The organism is Cellulomonas sp. P2_B4 (assembly GCF_056404795.1).
In genome coordinates this window covers 83,657-104,869 of sequence record NZ_JBFUDI010000011.1, presented here as the reverse complement: position 1 = coordinate 104,869, position 21,213 = coordinate 83,657, and the positions used below count along the sequence as shown (strand labels likewise).

Below are 21,213 nucleotides of genomic sequence, written 5' to 3'. Positions count from 1 at the left end.
CTTCACACGCTGCTCGAACCGCGGCGGGAGAGCTCCCGCGCACGACGGCGGGGCGCCGAAGGAGCAATCCTCCCCGGGAATCTCTCAGGCCCCTGTACCGCCACGGCGAGGCAACTCTGGAAAGCGGACCGGCAAGGTCCCACCGACGGTGCAAGTCTGTCCTCGGGCAGGCAAAACTCTCAGGTCTGCACGCGTGCACGCGCACGAACGCAGGTGACAGAGCGGGGAGCCCACCCACCGTCCCGGTGCCCCCACCGGACGACCCTGCGGAGCAGCCCGTGACCGACTTGCACTCAGCCGTGATCAGCGGCCCCGTCCTGCACCTGGACGCCTCCGGCGACATCGTCGCCTCGACGCGCGTCGAGCACACGCCCGCCGCCGAGGACTTCGCCGACCGGCACATCGGCCCGCGTGGCACGGAGACGGCGCACATGCTCTCGGTCGTCGGCTACGACAGCCTCGACGCGCTGATCGACGCGGCCGTCCCCGCGAGCATCCGCACGGACCGGCCGCTCGACCTGCCCGCCGCACGGTCCGAGGAGGACGTGCTCGCCGCGCTGAAGACCATCGCCGGCCGCAACCAGGTGCTCACGCCGATGATCGGGCAGGGGTACTCCGACACGATCACGCCGGCGGTCATCCGCCGCAACGTGCTCGAGTCACCCGCCTGGTACACCGCCTACACGCCCTACCAGCCGGAGATCGCCCAGGGCCGGCTCGAGGCGCTGCTCAACTTCCAGACGATGGTCACCGACCTCACCGGCCTGGACATCGCCAACGCCTCGCTCCTCGACGAGGCCACGGCCGTCGCCGAGGCGGTCGCGCTCATGTGGCGCGGCGCCCGGGGCAAGGCCGGCACCGTGGTGCTCGACGCAGACCTGTTCAGCCAGTCGCTGGCCGTCACGATCGGCCGCGCCGAGGCGATCGGCCTGCCGGTCCTCGTCGCGGACCTGACCGACGGGCTCCCCGAGATCGAGGGCGACCTCGTCGGGGTCGTGCTGCAGCAGGTCGGCGCCTCCGGCCGCGTGCGCGACCTGACGGACGTCATCGCACAGACCAAGGAGCGGGGAGGCCTCGTCACGGTCGCGGCCGACCTGCTCGCCCTGACGCTCGTCACCAGCCCTGGCACGCTCGGCGCCGACATCTCGGTCGGCTCGGCGCAGCGCTTCGGCGTCCCGCTGTTCGGCGGTGGGCCGCACGCCGCGTTCATGGCGGTGCGCAACGGCCTGGAGCGGTCGCTGCCCGGGCGGCTCGTGGGTGTCTCGATCGACGCCGACGGAGCGCGGGCCTACCGGCTCGCCCTGCAGACGCGCGAGCAGCACATCCGCCGCGAGAAGGCGACGAGCAACATCTGCACCGCGCAGGCGCTGCTCGCGATCGTCGCGTCGATGTACGCGGTCTACCACGGGCCCGACGGACTGCGGGCGATCGCCGAGACCGTCCACGCGCACGCGTCCGGCCTCGCCGAGCTGCTCACCGGCATCGGCGTCACGGTCGAGCACGACACGTACTTCGACACGATCCGCACGGTCGTCCCGGGCAAGGCCCGCGCGGTCGTCGCGAAGGCCGCCGACGCCGGTGTCAACCTCTGGGCCGCCGACGACGACCACGTGCAGATCGCCTGCGACGAGCGCACCAACGCTGACCACCTGCTGCGCATCGTGCTGGCCTTCGCGGCCGCGGGCACCACGACGCTCGAGGCGGACGAGGACGGCACCCACTCGTTCGGCTTCGTCGGTGTCGGCGGCCCGCAGGGGTTCGTCGTCGAGACCACGGCCCTGCCCGCCGGCCTGCGGCGCACGGACGCCTACCTGACGCACCCCGTCTTCCACCTGCACCGCTCCGAGACCGCGATGCTGCGCTACCTGCGCCGGCTCTCGGACAAGGACCTGGCCCTCGACCGCACGATGATCCCGCTGGGCTCCTGCACGATGAAGCTCAACGCCACGGCCGAGATGGAGCCCATCAGCTGGCCGGAGTTCGCGAGCATCCACCCGTACGCGCCCCTCGACCAGACCCTCGGCTACGCGGAGCTGGTGACGCAGCTGCAGGACTGGCTGGCCGAGATCACGGGCTACGCCGCGGTGTCCGTGCAGCCGAATGCGGGTTCGCAGGGTGAGCTGGCCGGTCTGCTGGCCATTCACGGCTACCACGCGGCGCGCGGCGACACGCGCGACGTCTGCCTGATCCCCGCGTCCGCGCACGGCACGAACGCGGCGTCGGCGGCGCTCGCGGGCATGCGCGTCGTCGTCGTCGCGACGGCGTCCGACGGGTCCATCGACCTCGACGACCTGCGCGCCAAGCTGGACCAGCACGGGCCGCAGGTGGCCGCGATCATGATCACCTACCCCTCGACGCACGGCGTCTACGAGGAGGGTGTGCGCACGGTCTGCGACCTCGTACACGAGGCCGGCGGCCAGGTATACATCGACGGTGCGAACCTCAACGCGCTGGTCGGACTGGCGCGGCCGGGCGAGCTCGGCGGCGACGTGTCCCACCTCAACCTGCACAAGACGTTCTGCATCCCGCACGGCGGCGGCGGTCCCGGGGTCGGCCCGGTCGCGGTCGCGGCGCACCTCGCGCCGTACCTGCCGGGCAACCCGACCCCCGGTACCAGCAACGAGGCCACGGCACCGGTCAGCGCCGCGCCGTGGGGGTCGGCGGGCATCCTGCCGATCAGCTGGGCCTACGTCGCGCTGATGGGTCCCGACGGGCTTCGCGAGGCCACGGAGACGGCGGTGCTGGCCGCGAACTACCTGGCCACGCGCCTGTCGGCGCACTACCCCGTCCTCTACACGGGCCCCAACGGGCTCGTCGCGCACGAGTGCATCCTCGACCTGCGCGACATCACCAAGGAGACCGGCGTGACCGCCGAGGACGTGGCCAAGCGGCTCATGGACTACGGGTTCCACGCGCCGACGCTCTCGTTCCCGGTGGCCGGCACGCTCATGGTCGAGCCGACCGAGAGCGAGGACCTGGCGGAGATCGACCGGTTCGTCGAGGCGATGATCGCCATCCGCGGCGAGATCGACGCGGTGGCCGCGGGCCGCTGGACGGTCGCCGAGTCGCCCCTGCGCAACGCACCGCACACGGCGGCGAGCCTCACCGCGGACGAGTGGACGCAGGCCTACCCGCGCGAGCTCGCCGGCTTCCCGGTGGCCGCACTGCGCGAGGGCAAGTACTGGCCGCCGGTCCGCCGGATCGACGGCGCGCACGGGGACCGCAACCTGGTCTGCAGCTGCCCGCCCATCGAGGCGTACGCCGAGTGAAGGACGAACCCGTGACCGACACACCGAGCCCGCTCCACGACGAGCACGTCGCCCTGGGCGCAGCCCTCACCAGCTTCGCCGGCTGGCAGATGCCGCTGCGGTACACGTCCGACATCGCGGAGCACACCGCGGTGCGCTCCGCCGCCGGGCTGTTCGACCTCTCGCACATGGGCGAGATCCGCGTCACCGGCCCCGACGCCGCCGCGTTCCTCGACTACGCCCTCGTCGGGAACCTCTCCGCCCTGCGCTTCCAGGGCGCGCGCTACACGATGATCTGCGCGCCGGACGGCGGCGTCGTCGACGACCTGATCGTCTACCGGGACCGCGAGGACGCCTTCCTCGTCGTCGCCAACGCCTCGAACCACGAGGTCGTGCTCGACGCCCTGCGCGAGCGCGCGGCGGGATTCCAGGCAACGGTCGAGGACCGCTCCCCGCAGACCGCCCTCATCGCGGTCCAGGGCCCGAACGCCCTCGAGATCGTGCGCGCCACGCAGGGCCTGGACGAGACGGGCGGCGACATCGGCGCATCGAAGTACTACGCGTGCCTGCCGGCCACCTTCGCCGGCGAGCCCGTCCTGGTCGCCCGCACCGGCTACACGGGCGAGGACGGCTTCGAGTTCTTCCTCGACGCTCCCCTGGCCCCCGCCCTGTGGCAGGCGTTCCTCGCGGCGGGCAGCGACAAGGGCCTCGTCCCGGCCGGGCTGTCCGCACGCGACAGCCTCCGCCTCGAGGCGGGCATGCCCCTGTACGGCAACGAGCTGGACCGCACCACCACGCCGCACGACGCGGGGCTGGGCCGCGTGGTGAAGCTCGACAAGGCGACGGCCGACGGCGAGCCGGTCGACTTCGTCGGCCGTGCCGCCCTCGAGGAGCGGGACGCCGCGGAGGCCACCAGGACGCTCGTCGGGCTGCAGGGTCTGGGCCGCCGGGCCGCCCGTCACGGCTACCCCGTGACCCTGCCGGACGGCTCGCAGATCGGCGTGGTCACGTCCGGGGCGCCGTCGCCGACGCTCGGCCACCCGGTCGCGATGGCCTACGTGACGCCCGAGAACAGCGCGCCCGGTACCGAACTCGCCGTTGACGTGCGAGGACGCCTCGAACCTGTTCGGGTCGTCCCTCTTCCCTTCTACCGCCGGGCCCGGTAAACCAGCACTAGGGTCCGTCCCCCCTGACAGGAGCACCTATGAGCACGGATCTGCCCACCAACCTGCACTACACCGTCGAGCACGAGTGGCTGCAGGACGGTTCCCCGTCGACCATCGGGATCACGGCTACAGCCGCCGACGCCCTGGGCGACATCGTCTACCTCGAGCTGCCGGCAGTCGGCGAGGAGCTCGTGGCGGGCGCTGTGGTGGGTGAGATCGAGTCGACCAAGTCGGTGTCCGAGCTGTACTCCCCGGTGTCGGGGACCGTGATCGAGATCAACCAGTCGGCTGTGGACGACCCCTCCGTCGTCAACTCCGACCCCTATGGTGCGGGCTGGCTCCTGAAGGTCGACGTGACGTCGACCGGTCCGCTCCTGACGTCCGACGAGTACGCCGCGCAGAGCGCCGGCTGACCCGCAGGACACACCGGCTGGTGCCAGGTAGTCCCATTTCGTGGACATTGCACTCGCCCGATCGGGTGAAACCTGAGAACCAGCCACACGTACGGCGTATCAAGGTGCCGATGCGACGTTCATTGTGGGTGGCTAGCGAGATCGGCATGTCGGGGGGGAACCCGTACATGAAGAGTTGGCAGAAGTGGCGTCATGGCTCACTGATTGCCCTCTCTCATCCGGTACGCAGCCAAGAGCGTGACCCGGACGTCCCGGGCGACGCAGCACACCGGAGGACATCATGAGCATGGTGGAGACGAGCAGGACCGTCGGAGTCTCGAACGACGCACTGACGCGCCGCGAGCGGGTCGTCCTGGCCGAGCTGGCCGAAGACGTCACTCTCGAGGAGATCGCCACGCGACTCTTCGTCACGCGCAACACCGTGAAGTCCCAGGTGCGCAGCGTGTACCGCAAGATCGGAGTCTCCACCCGCGCCGAGGCCGTCGCCTGGGCAGTGGCGCACGGCATCCGCTGACTCTCCTGGTGCGCCGGCTCGAGGAACGCGGCCGTCGCACCGAAGCCACACCCCTGACACAGGGGCCTGGCAGACTCACCGCATGACCTCACCCGTACTCGTCGTCGCCGCCGCCATCGTGGACGACCTCGACGACCCGCGTGAGCTGCTGGCCGCGCGACGTGCAGTCCCGGCCCGTCTGGCCGGCCGCTGGGAGTTCCCCGGCGGCAAGGTGGACGCCGGCGAGCAGCCCGAGGACGCCCTGCACCGCGAGATCCGTGAGGAGCTCGGCGCACGGATCGGCCTGGGCGACGAGCTCGTCGGACCCGACGATGGCCTCTGGCGCCTCTCCGACGAGTACGTGATGCGCATCTGGCTGGCCGAGGTGGTCGAGGGGACCCCGGAGCCGCTCGAGGAGCACGACGAGCTCAGGTGGCTGCCGATCAGCCAGTGGCACGACGTCCCGTGGCTGGATGCGGACGTCCGCATCGTCGACGCACTGCAGGAGCACCTCAGCAGGGCTGCGCACCGCTGAGGGCTCCTCAGGCGCGCCGCGTTCCCCCGAGCGTCGTCGTGAGCCTCGCGGCGGCGTCCGTGAGGATGGCCGACGAGGTGGCGAAGTTCAGTCGCACGTGGCCCGCGCCCTCCACGCCGAACGTCGGGCCCGGGTTGACCGCGAGACCGCCGTCGAGCAGCGCGCGCGCCGGGTTGTCCGAGTACCTGCTGAGGTCGAGCCAGGCGAAGTAGGTGGCCACGGGGGGCGTCCAGTCCACCAGCGGCGCCAGGAGCTCCCGCAACAGGCTGCCGTTGCGGTCCAGGCCCACCAGGACCTCGTCGAGGAACGCGCCTCCGTCCGCGTAGGCGGCCGTCTGCGCGACGACGCCCAGGTGCATCACGCCGTCGGCGACGGGGTCGGCCATGCCGTCGAGCTCGTGGGCGTCCGGGCCGGGGACGGCGACCGCGACCCGGAGCGCGGCCAGGTTGAACGCCTTGGACGCGGAGTGCAGGGCGATCGCGTCGGGGATGACCGTGGTCGCCGGGACGAACCGGGCTCCCGGCGTCGGGACGAGGGGGGCGTGGATCTCGTCGGACACCACCCGGACGCCGTGCTTCGCCCCGAGCGCGCCGACCGCGGCCAGCTCGTCGGCCGTGTGCAGGGTCCCGGTCGGGTTGTGCGGGTTGCAGAGCAGGAAGGCGGCCCGACGACCGTGCAGCGCCGCGCGGCCGAACGCGTAGTCCAGGGCGTCGAGGTCGAGCCGACGATCGGCACCCAGGGGTGCGTGCACGATGTGCCGGTTGGCATGCCGCAGGAACGTGGTGAACGGCGGGTAGACCGGCGGGTTGATGACGACGGCCTCGCCCGGGTCGGTAAGCAGCCGCAGGACCTCGACGACGCCGACCATGACGTCCGCGGCCGTGCGGGTCCGCCCGGGGTCGACGTCCCAGTCCCACCGGGTCGAGGCGAACCCCGCCATCGCCTCGGCGAGGCCCCGGCCGGCGGGGTAGCCCGTGTCGCCGCGGAGCATCGCGTCGTGCACCGCGCGGACCACCGGCTCGGCCTGCGGCACGTCCATCTCGGCGACGAACAGCGGGAGCACGTCGGCCGGGTAGTGCCGCCACTTCTCGCTGGTGCGGGTGCGGAGCTGGTCGAGGGTCAGCGTGTCGAAGATCGTCGTCACGTGACCGACCGTAGACGCACGACGGCCCCGTCCACCGGACGGGGCCGTCGTTGCCTGCGCTGGTGTCAGAGCGTCGCCCGCACCGCCCGCGTCGCGGCGAGGATGTGCTCCAGCGACGGGGCGACCTCCTCGTAGCGACGGGTCTTGAGGCCGCAGTCCGGGTTGACCCAGAGCTGGTCCACGGCGATGGCCTTGACGGCCTCGGTGAGCAGCTCCTCGACCTCGCCCTCGCTGGGGACGCGCGGCGAGTGGATGTCGTAGACGCCCGGGCCCACGGCGCGCGGGTAGCCGGCCGCCGCGATGTCCGCGAGGATCTCCATCTTCGAGCGGGCCGCCTCGATGGACGTGACGTCGGCGTCGAGGCCGTCGATCGCGCCCATGATCTGGCCGAACTCGGAGTAGCACAGGTGCGTGTGGATCTGAGTGTCGGCGCGGACGCCCGCGGTCGACAGGCGGAACGAGCGCACCGACCAGTTGAGGTACGCGGCGTGGTCCTCGACACGCAGGGGCAGCAGCTCGCGCAGGGCGGGCTCGTCCACCTGGATCACCGCGATGCCCGCGGCCTCGAGGTCCTGGATCTCGTCGCGCAGCGCGAGGCCGACCTGGTTGGCGGTGTCGCCGAGCGGCTGGTCGTCGCGCACGAACGACCACGCGAGGATCGTCACCGGGCCGGTGAGCATGCCCTTGACCGGCTTGGTGGTCAGCGACTGCGTGTACGCCGTCCAGTCCACCGTGATCGGCTTCGGCCGCGAGACGTCGCCCCACAGGATCGACGGACGCGTGCAGCGCGAGCCGTAGGACTGGACCCAGCCGTTCTGCGTCACGGCGAACCCGTCAAGGTTCTCCGCGAAGTACTGGACCATGTCGTTGCGCTCGGGCTCGCCGTGCACCAGCACGTCGAAGCCGATCTGCTCCTGCAGCTCGACGACGCGACGGATCTCCGCCTTCATCTCGTCGTCGTACTGCGCCTCCGTCAGCTCGCCCTTGCCGAAGGCGGCGCGCGCCTTGCGGATCTCGCCGGTCTGCGGGAACGAGCCGATCGTGGTCGTCGGCAGCGGCGGGAGGTTCAGGCGGGCGGCCTGGGCGACCTTGCGCTCGTCGAACGGGCCACGGTTGAACGCGTCCTCGGTGAGGGCGGCCGCACGCTCGCGGACCGCGGGGACGACGACGCCGGGCGCGGTGCGACGGCTGTTCACGGCGTCGGTGGCCGCGAGCAGCTGCTCGTGGATGGCCTCGCGACCCTCCGTCAGACCCTCGGCCAGCGTGACGACCTCGACGACCTTCTCGTCGGCGAACGCGAGCCAGCTCTTCAGGGTGTCGTCGAGACCCGGCTCGTCGGTCGTGGTGTGCGGGACGTGGAACAGCGACGTCGAGGTGCCGACGGTGACCGCGGCGGCGCCGAGGCCCTCGAGCTGCTCGAGGATCGCCAGCTTGGCGTCCAGGTCCGCGCGCCAGATGTTGTGGCCGTCGATCACGCCGGCGACCAGCGTCTTGGTCTCCAGGCCGGCGACTTTCTCGGTCGGCGCGCTGCCGCGGACCAGGTCGATGCCGATGGCCTCGACGTCGGTGGCGGCGAGCACCGGGAACGCCGCACCCAGGTCGCCGTACGGGGCGGCGACGAGGATCGCCGGGCGGTCGGTGAGGTCCGTGGCCAGGGCACGGTAGGCCTCGATGACAGCGGCGAGCAGCTGCTCGGCCGGCACCTCGATCGAGTCGGAGACCAGCGCGGGCTCCTCGATCTGCACCCAGGTGGCACCCGCGGCGGCGAGGTCCTGCAGGAGTGCCGCGTAGACGGGCAGCAGGTCCTCGAGGCGGTCGATCGGCGCGAAGTCGTCGGGCGCGCCCTCGGTGGACTTGGCCAGCGCGAGGTACGTGACGGGACCGACGATGACCGGACGCGTCAGGACGCCGTCGGCCAGGGCCTCCTTGAACTCCCGCACGGGGCGGTCGCTCGCGTAGCGGAACGTGGTCTCGGGGCCGATCTCGGGGACCAGGTAGTGGTAGTTGGTGTCGAACCACTTGGTCATCTCGAGCGGCAGGTCGTCGCCGCGACCGCGCGCCACGGTCGAGTAGCCGGCCAGGTCGAGCGTGCCGTCGGCGGCCACCAGGTCGGCGAAGCGTGCGGGCACGGCGCCCACGACGGCCGTCGCGTCGAGCACGTGGTCGTAGAACGAGAACGCGCTCGGGATCGCGGGCACGTCGGTCGCCAGGCCGAGCTCAGCCAGACGCGTCCGGGTCCGGCGGCGCAGGTCGGCGGCGACGGCCTCGACCTCGTCGGCGGACGACTTGCCCGCCCAGAAGGACTCGATGGCCTTCTTCAGCTCGCGGCGCGGGCCGATCCGGGGGTAGCCGAGCACGGAGCCGGCGGGGAACTGTGCCGGAAACTGGATCTTGGTCATGGTATTTCAGTCCCTCGAGGGTCGGGCGGTTGCCGTGACCTGCGGCCCGCTGGCCAGGTCGGGAGCTGTCCGAGCTCCGCCGTCGAGGTGTGCACCCTCGAGCAGGTCAAGTACGGCATGGTGCTGGTTGAACGTGTAGAGGTGGACGCCGGGAGCCCCGCCGTCCAGGACGCCGTTGACCAGGTCGACGCTCGCGCGGATGCCCCGGCGGTGGCGGTCGAGCTCGTCGTCGGCGGAGCCGAGCAGGTCGAACAGTCTCTCAGGCACCGGGACCCCGGTGAGCTCCTGCACGCGGTGCAGGCGGGCGGGGTCGGTGGTCGGGATGATGCCCGGGATGATCGGGATGGTGACCCCGGCGTCGCGCGCGTCGGCGACGATCCCGAGGTAGTCGTCGGCGTCGAAGAACACCTGCGTGATGGCGAAGTCGGCACCCGCCTCCTGCTTGGCCAGCAGCGAGGCGACGTCCTGGGCGCGGGTGCCGCCGGTGGCGTGGTTGCCGCGCGGGAAGGCCGCGACCGCGACCGACAGCGGTCGGACGCGCGCGCGCACCGCCTGCGACGGGCTGTCCGCGCAGCGCTGCGCCTCGATCTGGCGCAGCAGCTCCACCAGCTCGCCGGCGGTCTGCAGGCCGTCCGGGTGGGCCACCCAGTCCTGCTGGTCGACGGGCGGGTCGCCGCGCAGCGCCAGGAACGAGCGGACGCCCTCGTCGAGGAACTCCTCGACGATCGTCGTGATCTCCTCGCGGGAGGTGCCGACGCAGGTCAGGTGGGCGATCGGGTTGAGCGTCGTCTCCCGCAGCAGCCGGCGGACCAGCTGCCGGGTGGTGACGCGCGTCTTGCCCGAGGCGCCGTAGGTGACCGAGACGAAGTCCGGGTGCACCGACTCGAGCGCCTGGATGGTCGCCCACAGGCGCGGCGCGGCGTCGGGGTTGCGCGGCGGGAAGAGCTCGAAGGAGATGGTCGGCCGGTCGTTGGCGGCGTGGGGGCGCGCGGCCGGGGCGACGTGCAGCCCGGGCGTGCGCGGTTCCAGCGTCGCGGCGCTCACGGGCACGCCTGCGGGGTGGGGCAACGGTCGTTCGGGGACATCTGGGTTCACTCCATCGTCCCTGGCGGAAGCACCCACACCCTCGCAAGAGGGGGGTTGCTGCGGCGTCGTCGAGCCAGGTCTCTCGGCCGCTCTGGATGGTAGGCGCGATCGTAGACCGCCGACCACATGGTGGGCAACCATGCTCGATGGGTGAGACGAGACTGTCCCGGGGAGCGATCAGACCCCGCGGCGTCCCCCGAGGGTGTTGTCGTCGCGCCCGCGGCGCTGCTGCGGGACGTCGAACCACGAGGTGGGCGAGCCGGCCGGGACGAGCCGCAGCCCGTCCTGCACCGCGGCGAGGATGTCCACGTCCGGTGCCGGGGTTCCCGTCAACGCATCGGCCGCGGCGCGCACGTCGTCGTGCCGCCCGTCGGGTTCGAAGACGTCTGCCACTCTCGGCACGATAGTCGGCTGGTTCTCACCTGCCGAGATGGGTTCGGGAGCGTCACCCGGCAGGAGTATCGATCTCACCCGGCGCCACAGCACGCCCAGGACCCCGTCGTCCAGTGCTTCACCCGGGCGTACCAGTGCGTTCTGCCTGGTCAGGCGTCCATCTCTAGGGGCGCGGGGGGTCCGGAGCCTCGGCTAGGCGCCCTGGGCGCTCGGACACGTGGCCAGGTGGTCGTCCACCACCCCGCAGGCCTGCATGGCGGCGTACGCGGTGGTGGGTCCGACGAACCGGAAACCGAGCGACTTGAGCTCCTTGGCGAGGGCCTTGGACTCGGGGGTGATGGCCGGGACGTCCGTCCACGTGGCGGGACGCGTCCAGCCGGAGCGGTCGGGGGCGTGCGACCACAGGACCGCGTCGAGGGAGCCGCCGTCCGCGTGCAGCGCGCGCAGCGCCCGGCCGTTCGCGATGGTGGCCTCGATCTTGGCGAGGTTGCGCACGATCGACGCGTCGGCCATCAGCCGCGCGACGTCGTCGTCGCCGAACTCGGCCACGACCTCCGGGTCGAAGTCGGCGAACGCCGCCCGGAACGCGGGCCGCTTGCGCAGGACCGTGATCCAGGCGAGCCCGGACTGGAAGCCCTCGAGCGCGAACCGCTCGAAGAGCGCGTTCTCGCCGTGGACCGGCTTGCCCCACTCCTCGTCGTGGTACTTCTCGTAGAGCGGGTTGCCGTCGCCGAAGCAGCGGCCGATGTTCGAGTCCGGCCGAGGCTCGGGAAGTGCGTCGGGGAGCGTCATGCCCCGAGTCTGTCTCCTCCGTCCGACACCGGACCGGCCGGATGCGGAGCCGCTCGGTCGAGCGAGGGCTGGGGTCGGCTCGACGCGACGACGATCAGCCGCTCGATGCCGTCGAGGATCAGCTGCGTGCCGAAGTCGAGGGTGTCCTCGTCGAGCGGGTCCCAGACGAAGCCGCCGGCGTCGACGGCGCGCAGCAGCGCGGGGTGCGAGGCGGGCGTCGCGAGGATGCCGATGAGCGTGCCCAGGTCGGGTGCGTCGCCCTCCGTGGGGCCGACCGCCGCGGTGCGTGCCTGCGCCGACAGCTGCTCGCTGACCCGCAGCTGGTCGAGCGCATGCGTGGAGAGCACGCCGATGGCGCCGACCTTCTGCGACTCGGTCAGCGGGGTGTCCTCGAGCGCCGCGAGCATGCCCTCCATCCAGGAGAGCCGCCCCGGGCCGATGGCGTGCAGGACCGTCGTCGTGCGGGCCAGCCACGGGTGCGCGCGCAGGATCGGCTGCTGGATCGCGAGGATGAGCTCGAGCCGCTCGCGCCAGCCCCCCAGCGAGGCGTCGGTGACGGGAGGCGTGCCCGCGGCGCGGTCGGACATGAGGCTCAGCACCTCGTCCTTGGACGTGACGTAGCGGTAGAGGGACATCGTCGTGAAGCCGAGCGACTCGGCCAGACGCGACATCGAGACGGCGTCCAGGCCCTCGGCGTCGGCCAGCGCGATGCCCGCGTCGGCGATCTGCTCCAGCGACAGGCCCGGGCGCGGACCCGGCCGCCCGACCGCCGGCGCTCGCCACAGCACCGCGATGCCGGGCGGAAGGTCGGCGGGCAGCGGCAGTTCGTCCGCGGGAGCGGTCGACGCGGCGACCMGGACGGCCTGCCGCCGGGCCTTCTCGGCGTCCCGGGCGGCCCGCTGCTGCGCGAGCGAGGCGGTGCGCTCGGCGCGCTCCGCCTCGCGCAGCCGCGTGGCGGCCTCACGAGCGGCGTCGCGGGCGGCCTTCTCCTGGCGCTCGCGCTCGTCGCGCTCGGCCTTCTCCCTGTCCTTGACGCGCTTGTCGGCCTCGCGCCGGCGACGCTCGACGTCCCGCGCAGCGTCGCGCTCGGCCTTGTCCAGGTCGCGCCGCGCCCGCTCGGCCTCCTTGGCCTCCGCGCGCTCGGCGCGTTCGCGGTCCTTGCGCAGCGCCTCGGCCTCACGGCGGGCGTCCTCGGCCTCGCGTGCTGCCTGTGGGTCGTTCGATTCCTCGCTCACGACACCTCCTTGACTGCCGATCCTACAAGTGTGTATGAAGTACACACACAGTTTACGCCATACACAGAAAAGGGGATCCCGATGAGCGCACCCGTCGTCGTCGCCCGAGGACTGCGCAAGTCCTACGGCGACCTCACCGTGCTCGACGGCGTCGACCTCGACGTCGCACAGGGCGAGGTCCTCGCCCTGCTCGGTCCCAACGGGGCCGGCAAGACCACCACCATCCGCATCCTGTCCACGCTGCTGAAGCCGGACGCGGGCACCGCGTACGTCGCCGGCAAGGACGTGGTGAAGCAGGCCGCGGACGTCCGCGCGTCGATCAGCCTCACCGGGCAGTTCGCGGCCGTCGACGAGCTCCTGACCGGCGTCGAGAACCTGCGGCTCATGGCACGCCTCGCACACCTGGGCAAGCAGGAGGTACGAACCCGCAGCGACGAGCTGCTGGAGCTGTTCGACCTCACCGACGCCGGCCGCCGCGTGGTGAAGTCCTACTCCGGCGGCATGCGGCGCCGGCTCGACCTGGCCGTCGGGCTGCTCGCTCGCCCGCAGGTGGTGTTCCTCGACGAGCCGACCACAGGCCTCGACCCGCGCAGCCGCAACGGTCTGTGGGAGGTCATCCGCGACGTCGTCGCGACCGGGACGACGGTGCTGCTCACCACGCAGTACCTCGAGGAGGCCGACCAGCTGGCCGACCGGATCGCGGTCATCGACCACGGCCGGATGATCGCCGACGGCACGGCGTCCGAGCTCAAGCGGGCGGTCGGTTCCGCGCACGTCGAGCTCCGTCTCCGAGACGGCGCGGAGGAGCGGATCCAGACCGACGGTTCCGTGCCCGACGTCCGCCGGATCCTCGCCGACATCGAGCGCCGCGGCATCGCCGTGGACACCTGGGAGGTCCGCTCCCCCACCCTCGACGACGTCTTCCTGACGCTCACCGGCCGCCCGGCCGACGACGCGGACCCGGAGCTCGTCCTCGCTGCCTCGTCGACGAGCAAGGAGTCCTGATGACCACGATCACCACGCCGCCAGCCCTGGGCTGGGGCGTCCACGACACCGCGTCGCTCGTCTGGCGCTCCGTCCGCCGCTCCGTGCGGCAGCTCGACACGATCCTGCTGGCGGTGCTGCTGCCGGTGATGCTCCTGCTGATGTTCGTCTACGTGTTCGGCGGGGCGCTCGATGCCGGCATGGACTACGTCGACTGGGTCGTGCCCGGGATCATCCTCCTCACCGCCGGGTACGGGTCCGCGAACACCGCGGTCGACGTCGCCAGCGACATGACCGGCGGCATCATCGACCGCTTCCGGTCCCTGCCGATCCGCCCGACGGGCGTGCTCACCGGGCACGTGGTCGCGTCGATGGCGCGCAACGCGGTGTCGACCGCGCTCGTGGTCGGGATCGCGTTCCTCATCGGGTTCGACGCGCACGCGTCCGTGCTCGACTGGGTCGCCGCGCTCGGGCTCATCGCCCTGTTCGTCCTCGCGCTCACGTGGATCGCGGTGGCCATCGGCGTCGTCGCGTCGGGCCCCGAGGCCGCCAGCGGCTTCACGTTCATCATCCTGTTCATCCCGTACGTGTCGTCCGCGTTCGTGCCGCCGGAGTCGATGCCGTCGGTGCTGGAGAACATCGCCACCTACAACCCGATCACGCCGCTCTCGGACACGCTCCGCGGGCTGCTGCTGGGCCAGCCGGTCGGGTCCACCTGGCCCGCTGCCGTCCTGTGGTGCCTCGGCATCTTCGTGGTGGGTCGCGTCGCGGCCGGGCTGCTGTTCCGCCGGTCCCGCTAGTCGCCTGCCGACGAGGTGCCCCGTGGCCTCCCGGCCGCGGGGCACCCCTCGCGCACCCGGGCGATGTTCGCTAGACACGGAGCATGACGACGCCTCCGCCGGACGGTCCGCTGTTCCCACCGGTGCCGGGTGTGTCGCCGGAGCCGCCGCCGCCGTCTTCGTCGCGACGCGGCTGGATCATCGCGCTCGCGGTCCTGCTCGTCGTCGCGATCGGCGTCATCGTGTTCCTCCTGGTGCGGGACGACGCGTCCGACGGGCCCGCCGCGTCGCCGTCGGAGTCGACGTCGTCGACCGCGCCGGAGCAGACGACCACCACCGAGCCGGAGAGCCCGCCGGCCGCGGCGGGCTGCGCCCCCAACGGCGTCGCCGCTCCCCCCGGCGCGAACGAGGTCACCGTCGTGGACGTCGACGGGGACGGCAAGCCGGACAAGGCCTGGATCAGCCCGGGCGCCGACCGCCAGTTCGGCATCACGACCGCGTCGGGTGCGACGTTCTCGATCCCGATCGAGTCGGCCAGCCCGGAGCCCGCGTCGGCGGTGGTGAACCTGGTGCAGAAGGACAAGCTGCCGATCGCGCTGGTGAGCACCGGTCGTGAGGCCCTCCTCTACTCGCTCGCGCAGTGCGAGGTGCAGCCGGTGGCCAACGCGCAGGGGCAGCCGTACACGTTCGACCTCGGGTTCGCGGGCGCCGGCACGGGCGTTGGGTGCTCGGGCGCCGACCTGGACCTCGCCGGGCTGAACGCCGTCGCGGCGGCCGACGGCACGTTCACGGTCACGCGGACGTTCGTGACGCTGGACGCCGACGCCCGCAACGCCACGAACGGCTCGCCGGAGGACGTCGCCACAGGTGCGGCGGCTGACGAGGCGGTCGTGACGACCGCGCAGGAGGTCTCGTGCGGCGAGCTCGTCGCGGGCAACCCGGCCGACGGCCCGGTCGAGCCGCAGTAGCGGTCAGCCGGCGGCCGCCAGCGCCTTCTTGATGCGGGTGGTCGAGACGGGAGCGGGCGTGCCGAGCTGCTGCGCGAACAGGCTGACGCGCAGCTCCTCGAGCTGCCAGCGGACGTCGTCGACCGGCAGACCCTTCTCGACGGCGTCGTCGTAGGCCGCCTCGACGTCCTGCACCTGCCACGCAAGGTCGGCGTCGCGCTGCGGGTTCTCGGCCGCCTTGACCAGCCGGTGACGCGCGGCCCGCAGGTAGCGCGTGAGGTGGGGGAGCCGGTCCGCGCCGACCTCGCTGACGAACCCGTCGTGCACGAGCCGCTGCGCCTGCGAGCGGATGTCCTGCGCGGTGGCCAGCAGGGCGAGGCTGGACCTGCCGCGGATCTCGGCGTCGAGCTCGCGCTCGGCCGTGAGCACCGCGACGAGGTCGCCGACGATCGCGTGGACGGTGTCCTCGAGGCCGGCGCGGACCGTCGCGCGCAGCGCGTCGTAGGTGCCGGCGTCGCGGACCTCGCGCGTCAGGCCGATCAGCCGGTCGATCGCTGCGAGCTGCACGTCGGCGACCAGCGCGTCCGTGGTCCGGTACGGGCTCGACGCCAGCGTGAGCGCCTGCGTGCCGTTCCAGCGGCTGGTGATGCGGGCGGTCGCGAGGCCGACGTCCAGCAGCAGGAGTCGTCGCAGCCCGCGGTGCGCGGCGGCCGGGCGCTGCGACTCGTCGGCCAGCGAACGGACCGCGACCGTGCCGCCCTTCTCCTCGACGAGGGTCGGGTATGCGCGGACCGGCCCCGCCTCCAGGACCTCGGGCAGCTCGGGCAGGTCCGCGGGCCAGGTGCGCAGACCGGTGCGGTCGAGGGAGACCAGAGGCTTCGCGACGACGGTCGCTGGGGTGCCGGCGACCGCCGTGGGCACCGGGACGGGTGCGGTGCCGGAGGCGCGCGCCTCCTCCATCGCGGCGCGGACGGCCGTGCGGACGGCGTCGTCGACCGCGGACTGCGTCTGCGTCGCCAGCCGGCGCTGCAGGACGAGCAGGTCCTTGCCCTCGTCGACCACTCCCCCACGGTCGCCGACCACCCGGAACGTCATCCGCAGGTGCGCCGGCAGGCGGTCGTCGCCGAACGCGTCCTCGGGCACGTCGACGTCGCGCAGGGCCAGGACCGCTCGTCGGAACACGTCCCGGAAGGACGGTGCGGCGTCTCCGGCGCGGACGGTGTCCTCCCAGTCCGCGGTGTGCTCGGTCATCCAGGCGTCGACAGCGCGCGCGACGTCGGGTGCGGGTACCAGCTGGACGCGCACGGGCTTGGGCAGCGCGCGGATCGTCGCGGTGACGAGCTCCTCGCGCAGGCCGGGCACCATCCAGCCGAAGCCGTCGGGAACCAGGCGCGCGAGCGTGGTCAGCGGGATATGTACAGTCACGCCGTCGGCTTCTGTACCAGGCTCGAACTGGTAGGTCAGCGGCAGGCGCAGGTCGCCCTGCGGCCAGCGCGACGGGAACGACGACTCGTCGATCGCACCCGCCTCACCCACGAGCAGCTCGCGGGTGAACGACAGGAGGTCGGGGTCGTCGCGGCGCGCGGTCTTCCACCACTGGTCGAAGTGCCGGGCGGAGACGACGTCGTCCGGGACGCGCTCGTCGTAGAACGCGAAGAGCGTGTCGTCGTCGACCACGAGGTCTCGTCGTCGGGCCCGTGCCTCCAGGCCCTCCGCCTCGGCGAGCAGGCGCCGGTTCTCGTGGAAGAACTGGTGGTGCGTGGTCCACTCGCCCTGCACGAGGGCGTGCCGCACGAACAGCTCACGGGCGTGCTCGGGGTCGACCTTGGCGTAGAGCACGCGCCGGTTGGTGACGATCGGGACGCCGTAGAGCAGGACGCGCTCGAACGCGGTCGCGGCGCCCTGCTTGGTGGACCAGGCCGGCTCGGAGTACGTGCGCCGGACCAGGTGCGCGCCGACCTCCTCGGCCCACTCCGGCTGGATCCGCGCGACGTCGCGACCCCACAGCCTGCTCGTCTCGACGAGCTCGGCGGCCATGACCCACGCCGGGGGCTTCCGCGCCAGGCCGGAGCCGGGGAAGATCGCGAACCGCGCGCCGCGGGCGCCGAGGTACTCGTTGCGCGGGCGCTTGCTGGGCGGCCGCTTGCCCGCGGCGGGCGCGGCGACCTCGGTCGCCTCCTGCATGCCGATCTGGCTGAGCAGCCCGGACAGGATCGCGACGTGGATGCGGTCGCCGTCCCAGGAGAGCTTGAGCGGGTCGGCCTCTGCGGCGGTCTCGTTGCGCGGAGGATTCATGACGATCCCCAGCGGCTTGGCCAGCTCGCGCAGCTGCGTGACCACGTCCTGCCACTCGCGGATGCGCAGGTAGTTCAGGTACTCGGAGCGCACCTGGCGGCGGAAGGCGGAGCCCGACAGGTCGCGCTGCTGGTCCTTGAGGTACTGCCAGAGGTTCAGGTAGGTGAGCAGGTCGCTCGTCGGGTCGGCGAACCGGCTGTGCGACAGGTCGGCCTTGTCGCGCTCCTCGGCCGGGCGCTCACGCGGGTCCTGGATGGACAGCGCGGCGGCGATGATCATCACCTCGCGTGCGACGTTGCGACGACCGCCCTCGACGATCATCCGCGCGAGCCGCGGGTCCATCGGGAGCTGGGCGAGTGCCTTGCCGGTCTCGGTCAGGCGCGCGCCGTCCAGCGCTCCCAGCTCGGTCAGCAGCTGCACGCCGTCGCGCACCGCGCGGGTGTCGGGGGGGTCGACGAACGGGAACTCGCCGATCTCCTCGGGGGTCGCGGCGACGCCGACGGCGATCATCTGCAGGATCACGGACGCGAGCGACGTCCGCAGGATCTCGGGCTCGGTGTACTCCGGCCGCGCCTCGAAGTCGTCCTGCGAGTACAGCCGGATCGCGATGCCGTCCGCGACGCGCCCGCAGCGGCCGGAGCGCTGGTTGGCCGACGCCTGCGAGATGGGCTCGATCGGCAGCCGCTGGACCTTGGTGGCCTTGGAGAACCGGCTGATGCGCGCGGTGCCCGGGTCGATCACGTAGCGGATGCCCGGCACGGTCAGCGACGTCTCGGCGACGTTGGTGGACAGGACCACGCGCCGGTTCTGGTGCCGCTCGAACACGCGGTGCTGCTCGGCGGCGGACAGCCGGCTGTAGAGCGGCAGGAGCTCGACGGCGTTCGGGAGGCGGGGGTCCGTGACCAGCGAGCCCCGCAGCACGTCCTCCGCATCCCGGATCTCCCGCTCGCCCGAGAGGAACACCAGGATGTCGCCCGGCCCCTCGAGCATCAGCTCGTCGACCGCCTCCGCGATCGCCGTCATCGGGTCGCGGTCCTCGGGCTTCTTGCGCTGGCCCTCGACGGCCTCGGCGACGAGCGGGCGGTAGCGGATCTCGACGGGGTACGTGCGGCCGGTGACCTCGACGACGGGGGCGGGCGTGCCGGCTGCGTTCTTGAAGTGCGTCGCGAACCGGTCGGAGTCGATCGTCGCCGACGTGATGACGACCTTCAGGTCCGGGCGCTTGGGCAGCAGCTGCGTGAGGTACCCGAGGATGAAGTCGATGTTCAGCGACCGCTCGTGCGCCTCGTCGATGATGAGCGTGTCGTAGGCGCGCAGCATCGGGTCCCGCTGGATCTGCGCCAGCAGGATGCCGTCGGTCATCACCTTGACCAGCGTCTCCTCGGACGACGTGTCCGTGAACCGCACCTGGTAGCCGACGATCCCGCCGAGCGGTGCGTCGCCCGCGATCTCCTCGTTGATCCGCTCGGCCACGCTGCGTGCGGCGATCCGCCGCGGCTGCGTGTGCCCGATCTGACCCTCGCGTCCACGGCCCAGCTCCAGGGCGATCTTCGGGATCTGCGTGGTCTTGCCGGACCCCGTCTCGCCCGCGATCACGACCACCTGGTGGTCGCGGATGGCCGCGGCGATCTCGTCGCGACGAGCACTGACGGGCAGCTGCTCGGGGAACGTGATCGGCGGGACCACCACGTGGCGACGGACCTCGGCGGCCCGCGCGCGCCTCGCGGCTGCGCGTCCGTCGTCGGAACCCTGGCTCGTGCGCTGGGCAGGCGCCTGGGGGTTGCGCGCGCCTCGCCGTCTCGGGGGTCGCCGCCGCCCGGACCCGGACGGGCCAGCGGGGGCGGGGGACGGCGTGCTCACGACGTCCCATCCTCCCAGGTGCGGCACGGACCTCGCTCGCGCATTACCTCGGCCGGCACAGTCCTACAGTGACCACCATGACCGACAACGCCGCCAGCGAGGGTGAGCGCCGGGCGGCAGCCGCCCTCGAGGCCTCAGGCATCACGTACGAGATCACCCGCCACGGGCCCGTGTCGTCGCTGCAGGAGGCCGCCACGGCCCGCGGCATCGACCCGGCCGGGATCATCAAGACGATCGTGGTCCGACGAGGCGACGACGACTTCCTGTTCGTCCTCGTGCCCGGTGACCGCACGATCTCCTGGCCCAAGCTGCGGGCGCTGCTCGGCGTGACGCGGCTCTCGATGCCCGACGCCGACACGGCGAAGGAGGTGACCGGCTACGTGCGCGGCACGATCACGCCGTTCGGGTCGCTGGTCGAGTGGCCGGTCGTCGCCGACTCGCGCGTGCCGCTGCGGACCGTGTCGATCGGTGGCGGCGCGCACGGCGTCGCGGCGAACGTCGACGGCGCGGAGCTGGTGAAGGCGCTGAACGCGACGGTGTCGGACGTGACGGACGCGGAGTAGCGGGCTACTTCGTGACGTAGGTCGTCGGGCGGACCGTCAGGATCACGCGCTTGTGGGCGTCCTTGATCTCGTAGCTCTCGCCGTACCGCTCCTGCAGCGACTGGTAGAAGCTCGCCACCTCGTCGTCCGGCTCGGTCTTCTCGACGACCCCGCGGACCTCCAGCGAGCGGTAGGGGTCTTCGGGATCGGCGATGGAGATCGCGACGCGGGGCTCGTGGGCGATGTTCTTGAACTTCTGGCGGGTGGTCGTGTGCGTGAACCGCAGGACGTCGCCGTCCCAGACGAACCACATGACGCTGCTGTGCGGGGAGCCGTCGGGCGCGACCGTCGCGAGGTGCGCGAAGGTCGGTCGCTCGAGGAGGTCGGCGTGGCTTGCGGGGAGCTCGGTGGTGGCCATCGAGCGAGGCTAACGCGGGCTCGGGAACCCCGCGCGCGACGTCTCCGTTTCCTAGGTAGCGTCATCGCGCCGGCGGCACCTCCCCGGCGTCACGCACTGCGTTGGGACTCATGTGGCAATGGAGCTGATCGACCCGCCGACCGCCGGGAGCATCCGGGTCGAGCCCCGGGACGGCAGCACGGTGGTGGTCCTGGTGGGCGAGATCGACGCCTCCCTGCGCGCCGAGGCGAGCGCCTGCATGGCGCAGTCCCTCGTGGCGGGAGCCCCGGTGATCATCGACTCCACGCTCGCGACGTTCATCGACTCGTCGGGGATCGCGTTCGTCCTGCAGCTCCACCTGGCCGCCACCGAGGCGGGGATCTCCGTCTCCTTGCGCGACCCGCACCGGGTGCTGCTCGACGTGCTGGACATGATCGGGCTGGGTGGCGAGCTGCCCGTCTGACGGCTCCCCGGCACGTCCCACGGTCGTTGTCGGTGGGCCGGG

General features: G+C 72.2%; 18 protein-coding genes and 2 riboswitches. Of the genes, 10 read left to right on the top strand and 8 right to left on the bottom strand.

Annotated features, from left to right (window positions below; translation table 11 throughout):
• Positions 1-14: 14 nt before the first annotated feature.
• Positions 15-110: riboswitch (glycine riboswitch) on the top strand.
• 321 nt (positions 111-431) lie between these two features.
• The 5 genes from gcvP to AC1DZC_RS17030 all read left to right on the top strand — a co-directional run bounded on the left by gcvP (position 432) and on the right by AC1DZC_RS17030 (position 5,855).
• On the top strand, positions 432-3,269 hold the full coding sequence (gene gcvP, locus AC1DZC_RS17050) for an aminomethyl-transferring glycine dehydrogenase (protein ID WP_477044123.1): 2,838 nt from the start codon (positions 432-434) through the stop codon (positions 3,267-3,269).
• Positions 3,270-3,280: 11 nt separating this feature from the next.
• A complete protein-coding gene (gene gcvT / locus AC1DZC_RS17045; RefSeq protein WP_477044100.1) occupies positions 3,281-4,414 on the top strand; it encodes a glycine cleavage system aminomethyltransferase GcvT in 1,134 nt (377 codons plus the stop codon).
• Between the two features lie 38 nt (positions 4,415-4,452).
• Positions 4,453-4,827 (top strand): glycine cleavage system protein GcvH, encoded by a 375-nt coding sequence (gcvH, locus tag AC1DZC_RS17040; protein ID WP_477037760.1) that lies wholly within the window; start codon positions 4,453-4,455, stop codon positions 4,825-4,827.
• Positions 4,828-5,107: 280 nt separating this feature from the next.
• On the top strand, positions 5,108-5,341 hold the full coding sequence (locus AC1DZC_RS17035) for a helix-turn-helix domain-containing protein (RefSeq protein ID WP_028051171.1): 234 nt from the start codon (positions 5,108-5,110) through the stop codon (positions 5,339-5,341).
• An 82-nt stretch (positions 5,342-5,423) separates the two neighbouring features.
• Positions 5,424-5,855 (top strand): (deoxy)nucleoside triphosphate pyrophosphohydrolase, encoded by a 432-nt coding sequence (locus AC1DZC_RS17030; protein ID WP_477037761.1) that lies wholly within the window; start codon positions 5,424-5,426, stop codon positions 5,853-5,855.
• Positions 5,856-5,862: 7 nt separating this feature from the next.
• Here AC1DZC_RS17030 and AC1DZC_RS17025 read toward each other — a convergent pair whose 3' ends face one another.
• The 6 genes from AC1DZC_RS17025 to AC1DZC_RS17000 all read right to left on the bottom strand — a co-directional run bounded on the left by AC1DZC_RS17025 (position 5,863) and on the right by AC1DZC_RS17000 (position 12,904).
• Complete coding sequence (locus tag AC1DZC_RS17025; protein ID WP_477044099.1) at positions 5,863-6,999, bottom strand: MalY/PatB family protein; 1,137 nt, start codon at positions 6,997-6,999, stop codon at positions 5,863-5,865.
• A gap of 65 nt (positions 7,000-7,064) precedes the next feature.
• A complete protein-coding gene (metE, locus tag AC1DZC_RS17020; RefSeq protein WP_477044098.1) occupies positions 7,065-9,398 on the bottom strand; it encodes a 5-methyltetrahydropteroyltriglutamate--homocysteine S-methyltransferase in 2,334 nt (777 codons plus the stop codon).
• Between the two features lie 6 nt (positions 9,399-9,404).
• Complete coding sequence (locus AC1DZC_RS17015) at positions 9,405-10,442, bottom strand: methylenetetrahydrofolate reductase (protein WP_477044097.1); 1,038 nt, start codon at positions 10,440-10,442, stop codon at positions 9,405-9,407.
• A gap of 49 nt (positions 10,443-10,491) precedes the next feature.
• A riboswitch (SAM riboswitch) is annotated at positions 10,492-10,586 on the bottom strand.
• A 75-nt stretch (positions 10,587-10,661) separates the two neighbouring features.
• Entirely contained in the window at positions 10,662-10,877 is a 216-nt protein-coding gene (locus tag AC1DZC_RS17010; RefSeq protein ID WP_477037765.1) for a hypothetical protein, read from the bottom strand.
• A gap of 192 nt (positions 10,878-11,069) precedes the next feature.
• Complete coding sequence (locus AC1DZC_RS17005) at positions 11,070-11,669, bottom strand: DNA-3-methyladenine glycosylase I (protein WP_477044096.1); 600 nt, start codon at positions 11,667-11,669, stop codon at positions 11,070-11,072.
• A complete protein-coding gene (locus AC1DZC_RS17000; RefSeq protein ID WP_477044095.1) occupies positions 11,666-12,904 on the bottom strand; it encodes a TetR/AcrR family transcriptional regulator in 1,239 nt (412 codons plus the stop codon). The genes AC1DZC_RS17005 and AC1DZC_RS17000 overlap by 4 nt, the downstream gene beginning before the upstream one ends.
• An 81-nt stretch (positions 12,905-12,985) precedes the next feature.
• Here AC1DZC_RS17000 and AC1DZC_RS16995 point away from each other — a divergent pair, with 81 nt between their 5' ends.
• The 3 genes from AC1DZC_RS16995 (at position 12,986) to AC1DZC_RS16985 (ending at position 15,635) form a co-directional block, all read left to right on the top strand.
• A complete protein-coding gene (locus AC1DZC_RS16995) occupies positions 12,986-13,909 on the top strand; it encodes an ATP-binding cassette domain-containing protein (protein WP_477044094.1) in 924 nt (307 codons plus the stop codon).
• The gene (locus tag AC1DZC_RS16990; RefSeq protein ID WP_477037769.1) at positions 13,909-14,688 is read left to right on the top strand and encodes an ABC transporter permease; all 780 of its coding nucleotides are present in this window, start codon (positions 13,909-13,911) and stop codon (positions 14,686-14,688) included. The genes AC1DZC_RS16995 and AC1DZC_RS16990 overlap by 1 nt, the downstream gene beginning before the upstream one ends.
• 83 nt (positions 14,689-14,771) lie before the next feature.
• On the top strand, positions 14,772-15,635 hold the full coding sequence (locus AC1DZC_RS16985; protein ID WP_477044093.1) for a hypothetical protein: 864 nt from the start codon (positions 14,772-14,774) through the stop codon (positions 15,633-15,635).
• A gap of 3 nt (positions 15,636-15,638) precedes the next feature.
• Here AC1DZC_RS16985 and hrpA read toward each other — a convergent pair whose 3' ends face one another.
• Positions 15,639-19,769: an ATP-dependent RNA helicase HrpA gene (gene hrpA, locus AC1DZC_RS16980; RefSeq protein ID WP_477044092.1), complete on the bottom strand. Its 4,131-nt coding sequence runs from the start codon at positions 19,767-19,769 to the stop codon at positions 15,639-15,641.
• 77 nt (positions 19,770-19,846) lie between these two features.
• Here hrpA and AC1DZC_RS16975 point away from each other — a divergent pair, with 77 nt between their 5' ends.
• Positions 19,847-20,332, top strand: coding sequence for an aminoacyl-tRNA deacylase (locus AC1DZC_RS16975; RefSeq protein WP_477044091.1), 486 nt, complete (start codon positions 19,847-19,849; stop codon positions 20,330-20,332).
• A gap of 4 nt (positions 20,333-20,336) precedes the next feature.
• Here AC1DZC_RS16975 and AC1DZC_RS16970 read toward each other — a convergent pair whose 3' ends face one another.
• Complete coding sequence (locus AC1DZC_RS16970; protein ID WP_477044090.1) at positions 20,337-20,729, bottom strand: PPOX class F420-dependent oxidoreductase; 393 nt, start codon at positions 20,727-20,729, stop codon at positions 20,337-20,339.
• Positions 20,730-20,847: 118 nt separating this feature from the next.
• Between AC1DZC_RS16970 and AC1DZC_RS16965 the strand changes: the two genes are divergently transcribed.
• Positions 20,848-21,171 carry an STAS domain-containing protein gene (locus AC1DZC_RS16965; RefSeq protein WP_477044089.1) on the top strand — a complete coding sequence of 108 codons (324 nt, stop codon included), beginning with the start codon at positions 20,848-20,850 and terminating at the stop codon, positions 21,169-21,171.
• Positions 21,172-21,213 lie beyond the last annotated feature (42 nt).

Excerpts from the sequence above, each read along its gene's own strand:
- AC1DZC_RS16985 (WP_477044093.1), top strand. The coding sequence starts at position 14,772 with ATGACGACGCCTCCGCCGGACGGTCCGCTGTTCCCACCGGTGCCGGGT.
- gcvP (WP_477044123.1), top strand. The coding sequence starts at position 432 with ATGCTCTCGGTCGTCGGCTACGACAGCCTCGACGCGCTGATCGACGCG.
- AC1DZC_RS16970 (WP_477044090.1), bottom strand. The coding sequence starts at position 20,729 with ATGGCCACCACCGAGCTCCCCGCAAGCCACGCCGACCTCCTCGAGCGA.
- AC1DZC_RS16990 (WP_477037769.1), top strand. The coding sequence starts at position 13,909 with ATGACCACGATCACCACGCCGCCAGCCCTGGGCTGGGGCGTCCACGAC.
- gcvH (WP_477037760.1), top strand. The coding sequence starts at position 4,453 with ATGAGCACGGATCTGCCCACCAACCTGCACTACACCGTCGAGCACGAG.
- AC1DZC_RS16995 (WP_477044094.1), top strand. The coding sequence starts at position 12,986 with ATGAGCGCACCCGTCGTCGTCGCCCGAGGACTGCGCAAGTCCTACGGC.
- AC1DZC_RS16965 (WP_477044089.1), top strand. The coding sequence starts at position 20,848 with ATGGAGCTGATCGACCCGCCGACCGCCGGGAGCATCCGGGTCGAGCCC.
- AC1DZC_RS17030 (WP_477037761.1), top strand. The coding sequence starts at position 5,424 with ATGACCTCACCCGTACTCGTCGTCGCCGCCGCCATCGTGGACGACCTC.
- AC1DZC_RS17005 (WP_477044096.1), bottom strand. The coding sequence starts at position 11,669 with ATGACGCTCCCCGACGCACTTCCCGAGCCTCGGCCGGACTCGAACATC.
- AC1DZC_RS16975 (WP_477044091.1), top strand. The coding sequence starts at position 19,847 with ATGACCGACAACGCCGCCAGCGAGGGTGAGCGCCGGGCGGCAGCCGCC.
- AC1DZC_RS17035 (WP_028051171.1), top strand. The coding sequence starts at position 5,108 with ATGAGCATGGTGGAGACGAGCAGGACCGTCGGAGTCTCGAACGACGCA.
- metE (WP_477044098.1), bottom strand. The coding sequence starts at position 9,398 with ATGACCAAGATCCAGTTTCCGGCACAGTTCCCCGCCGGCTCCGTGCTC.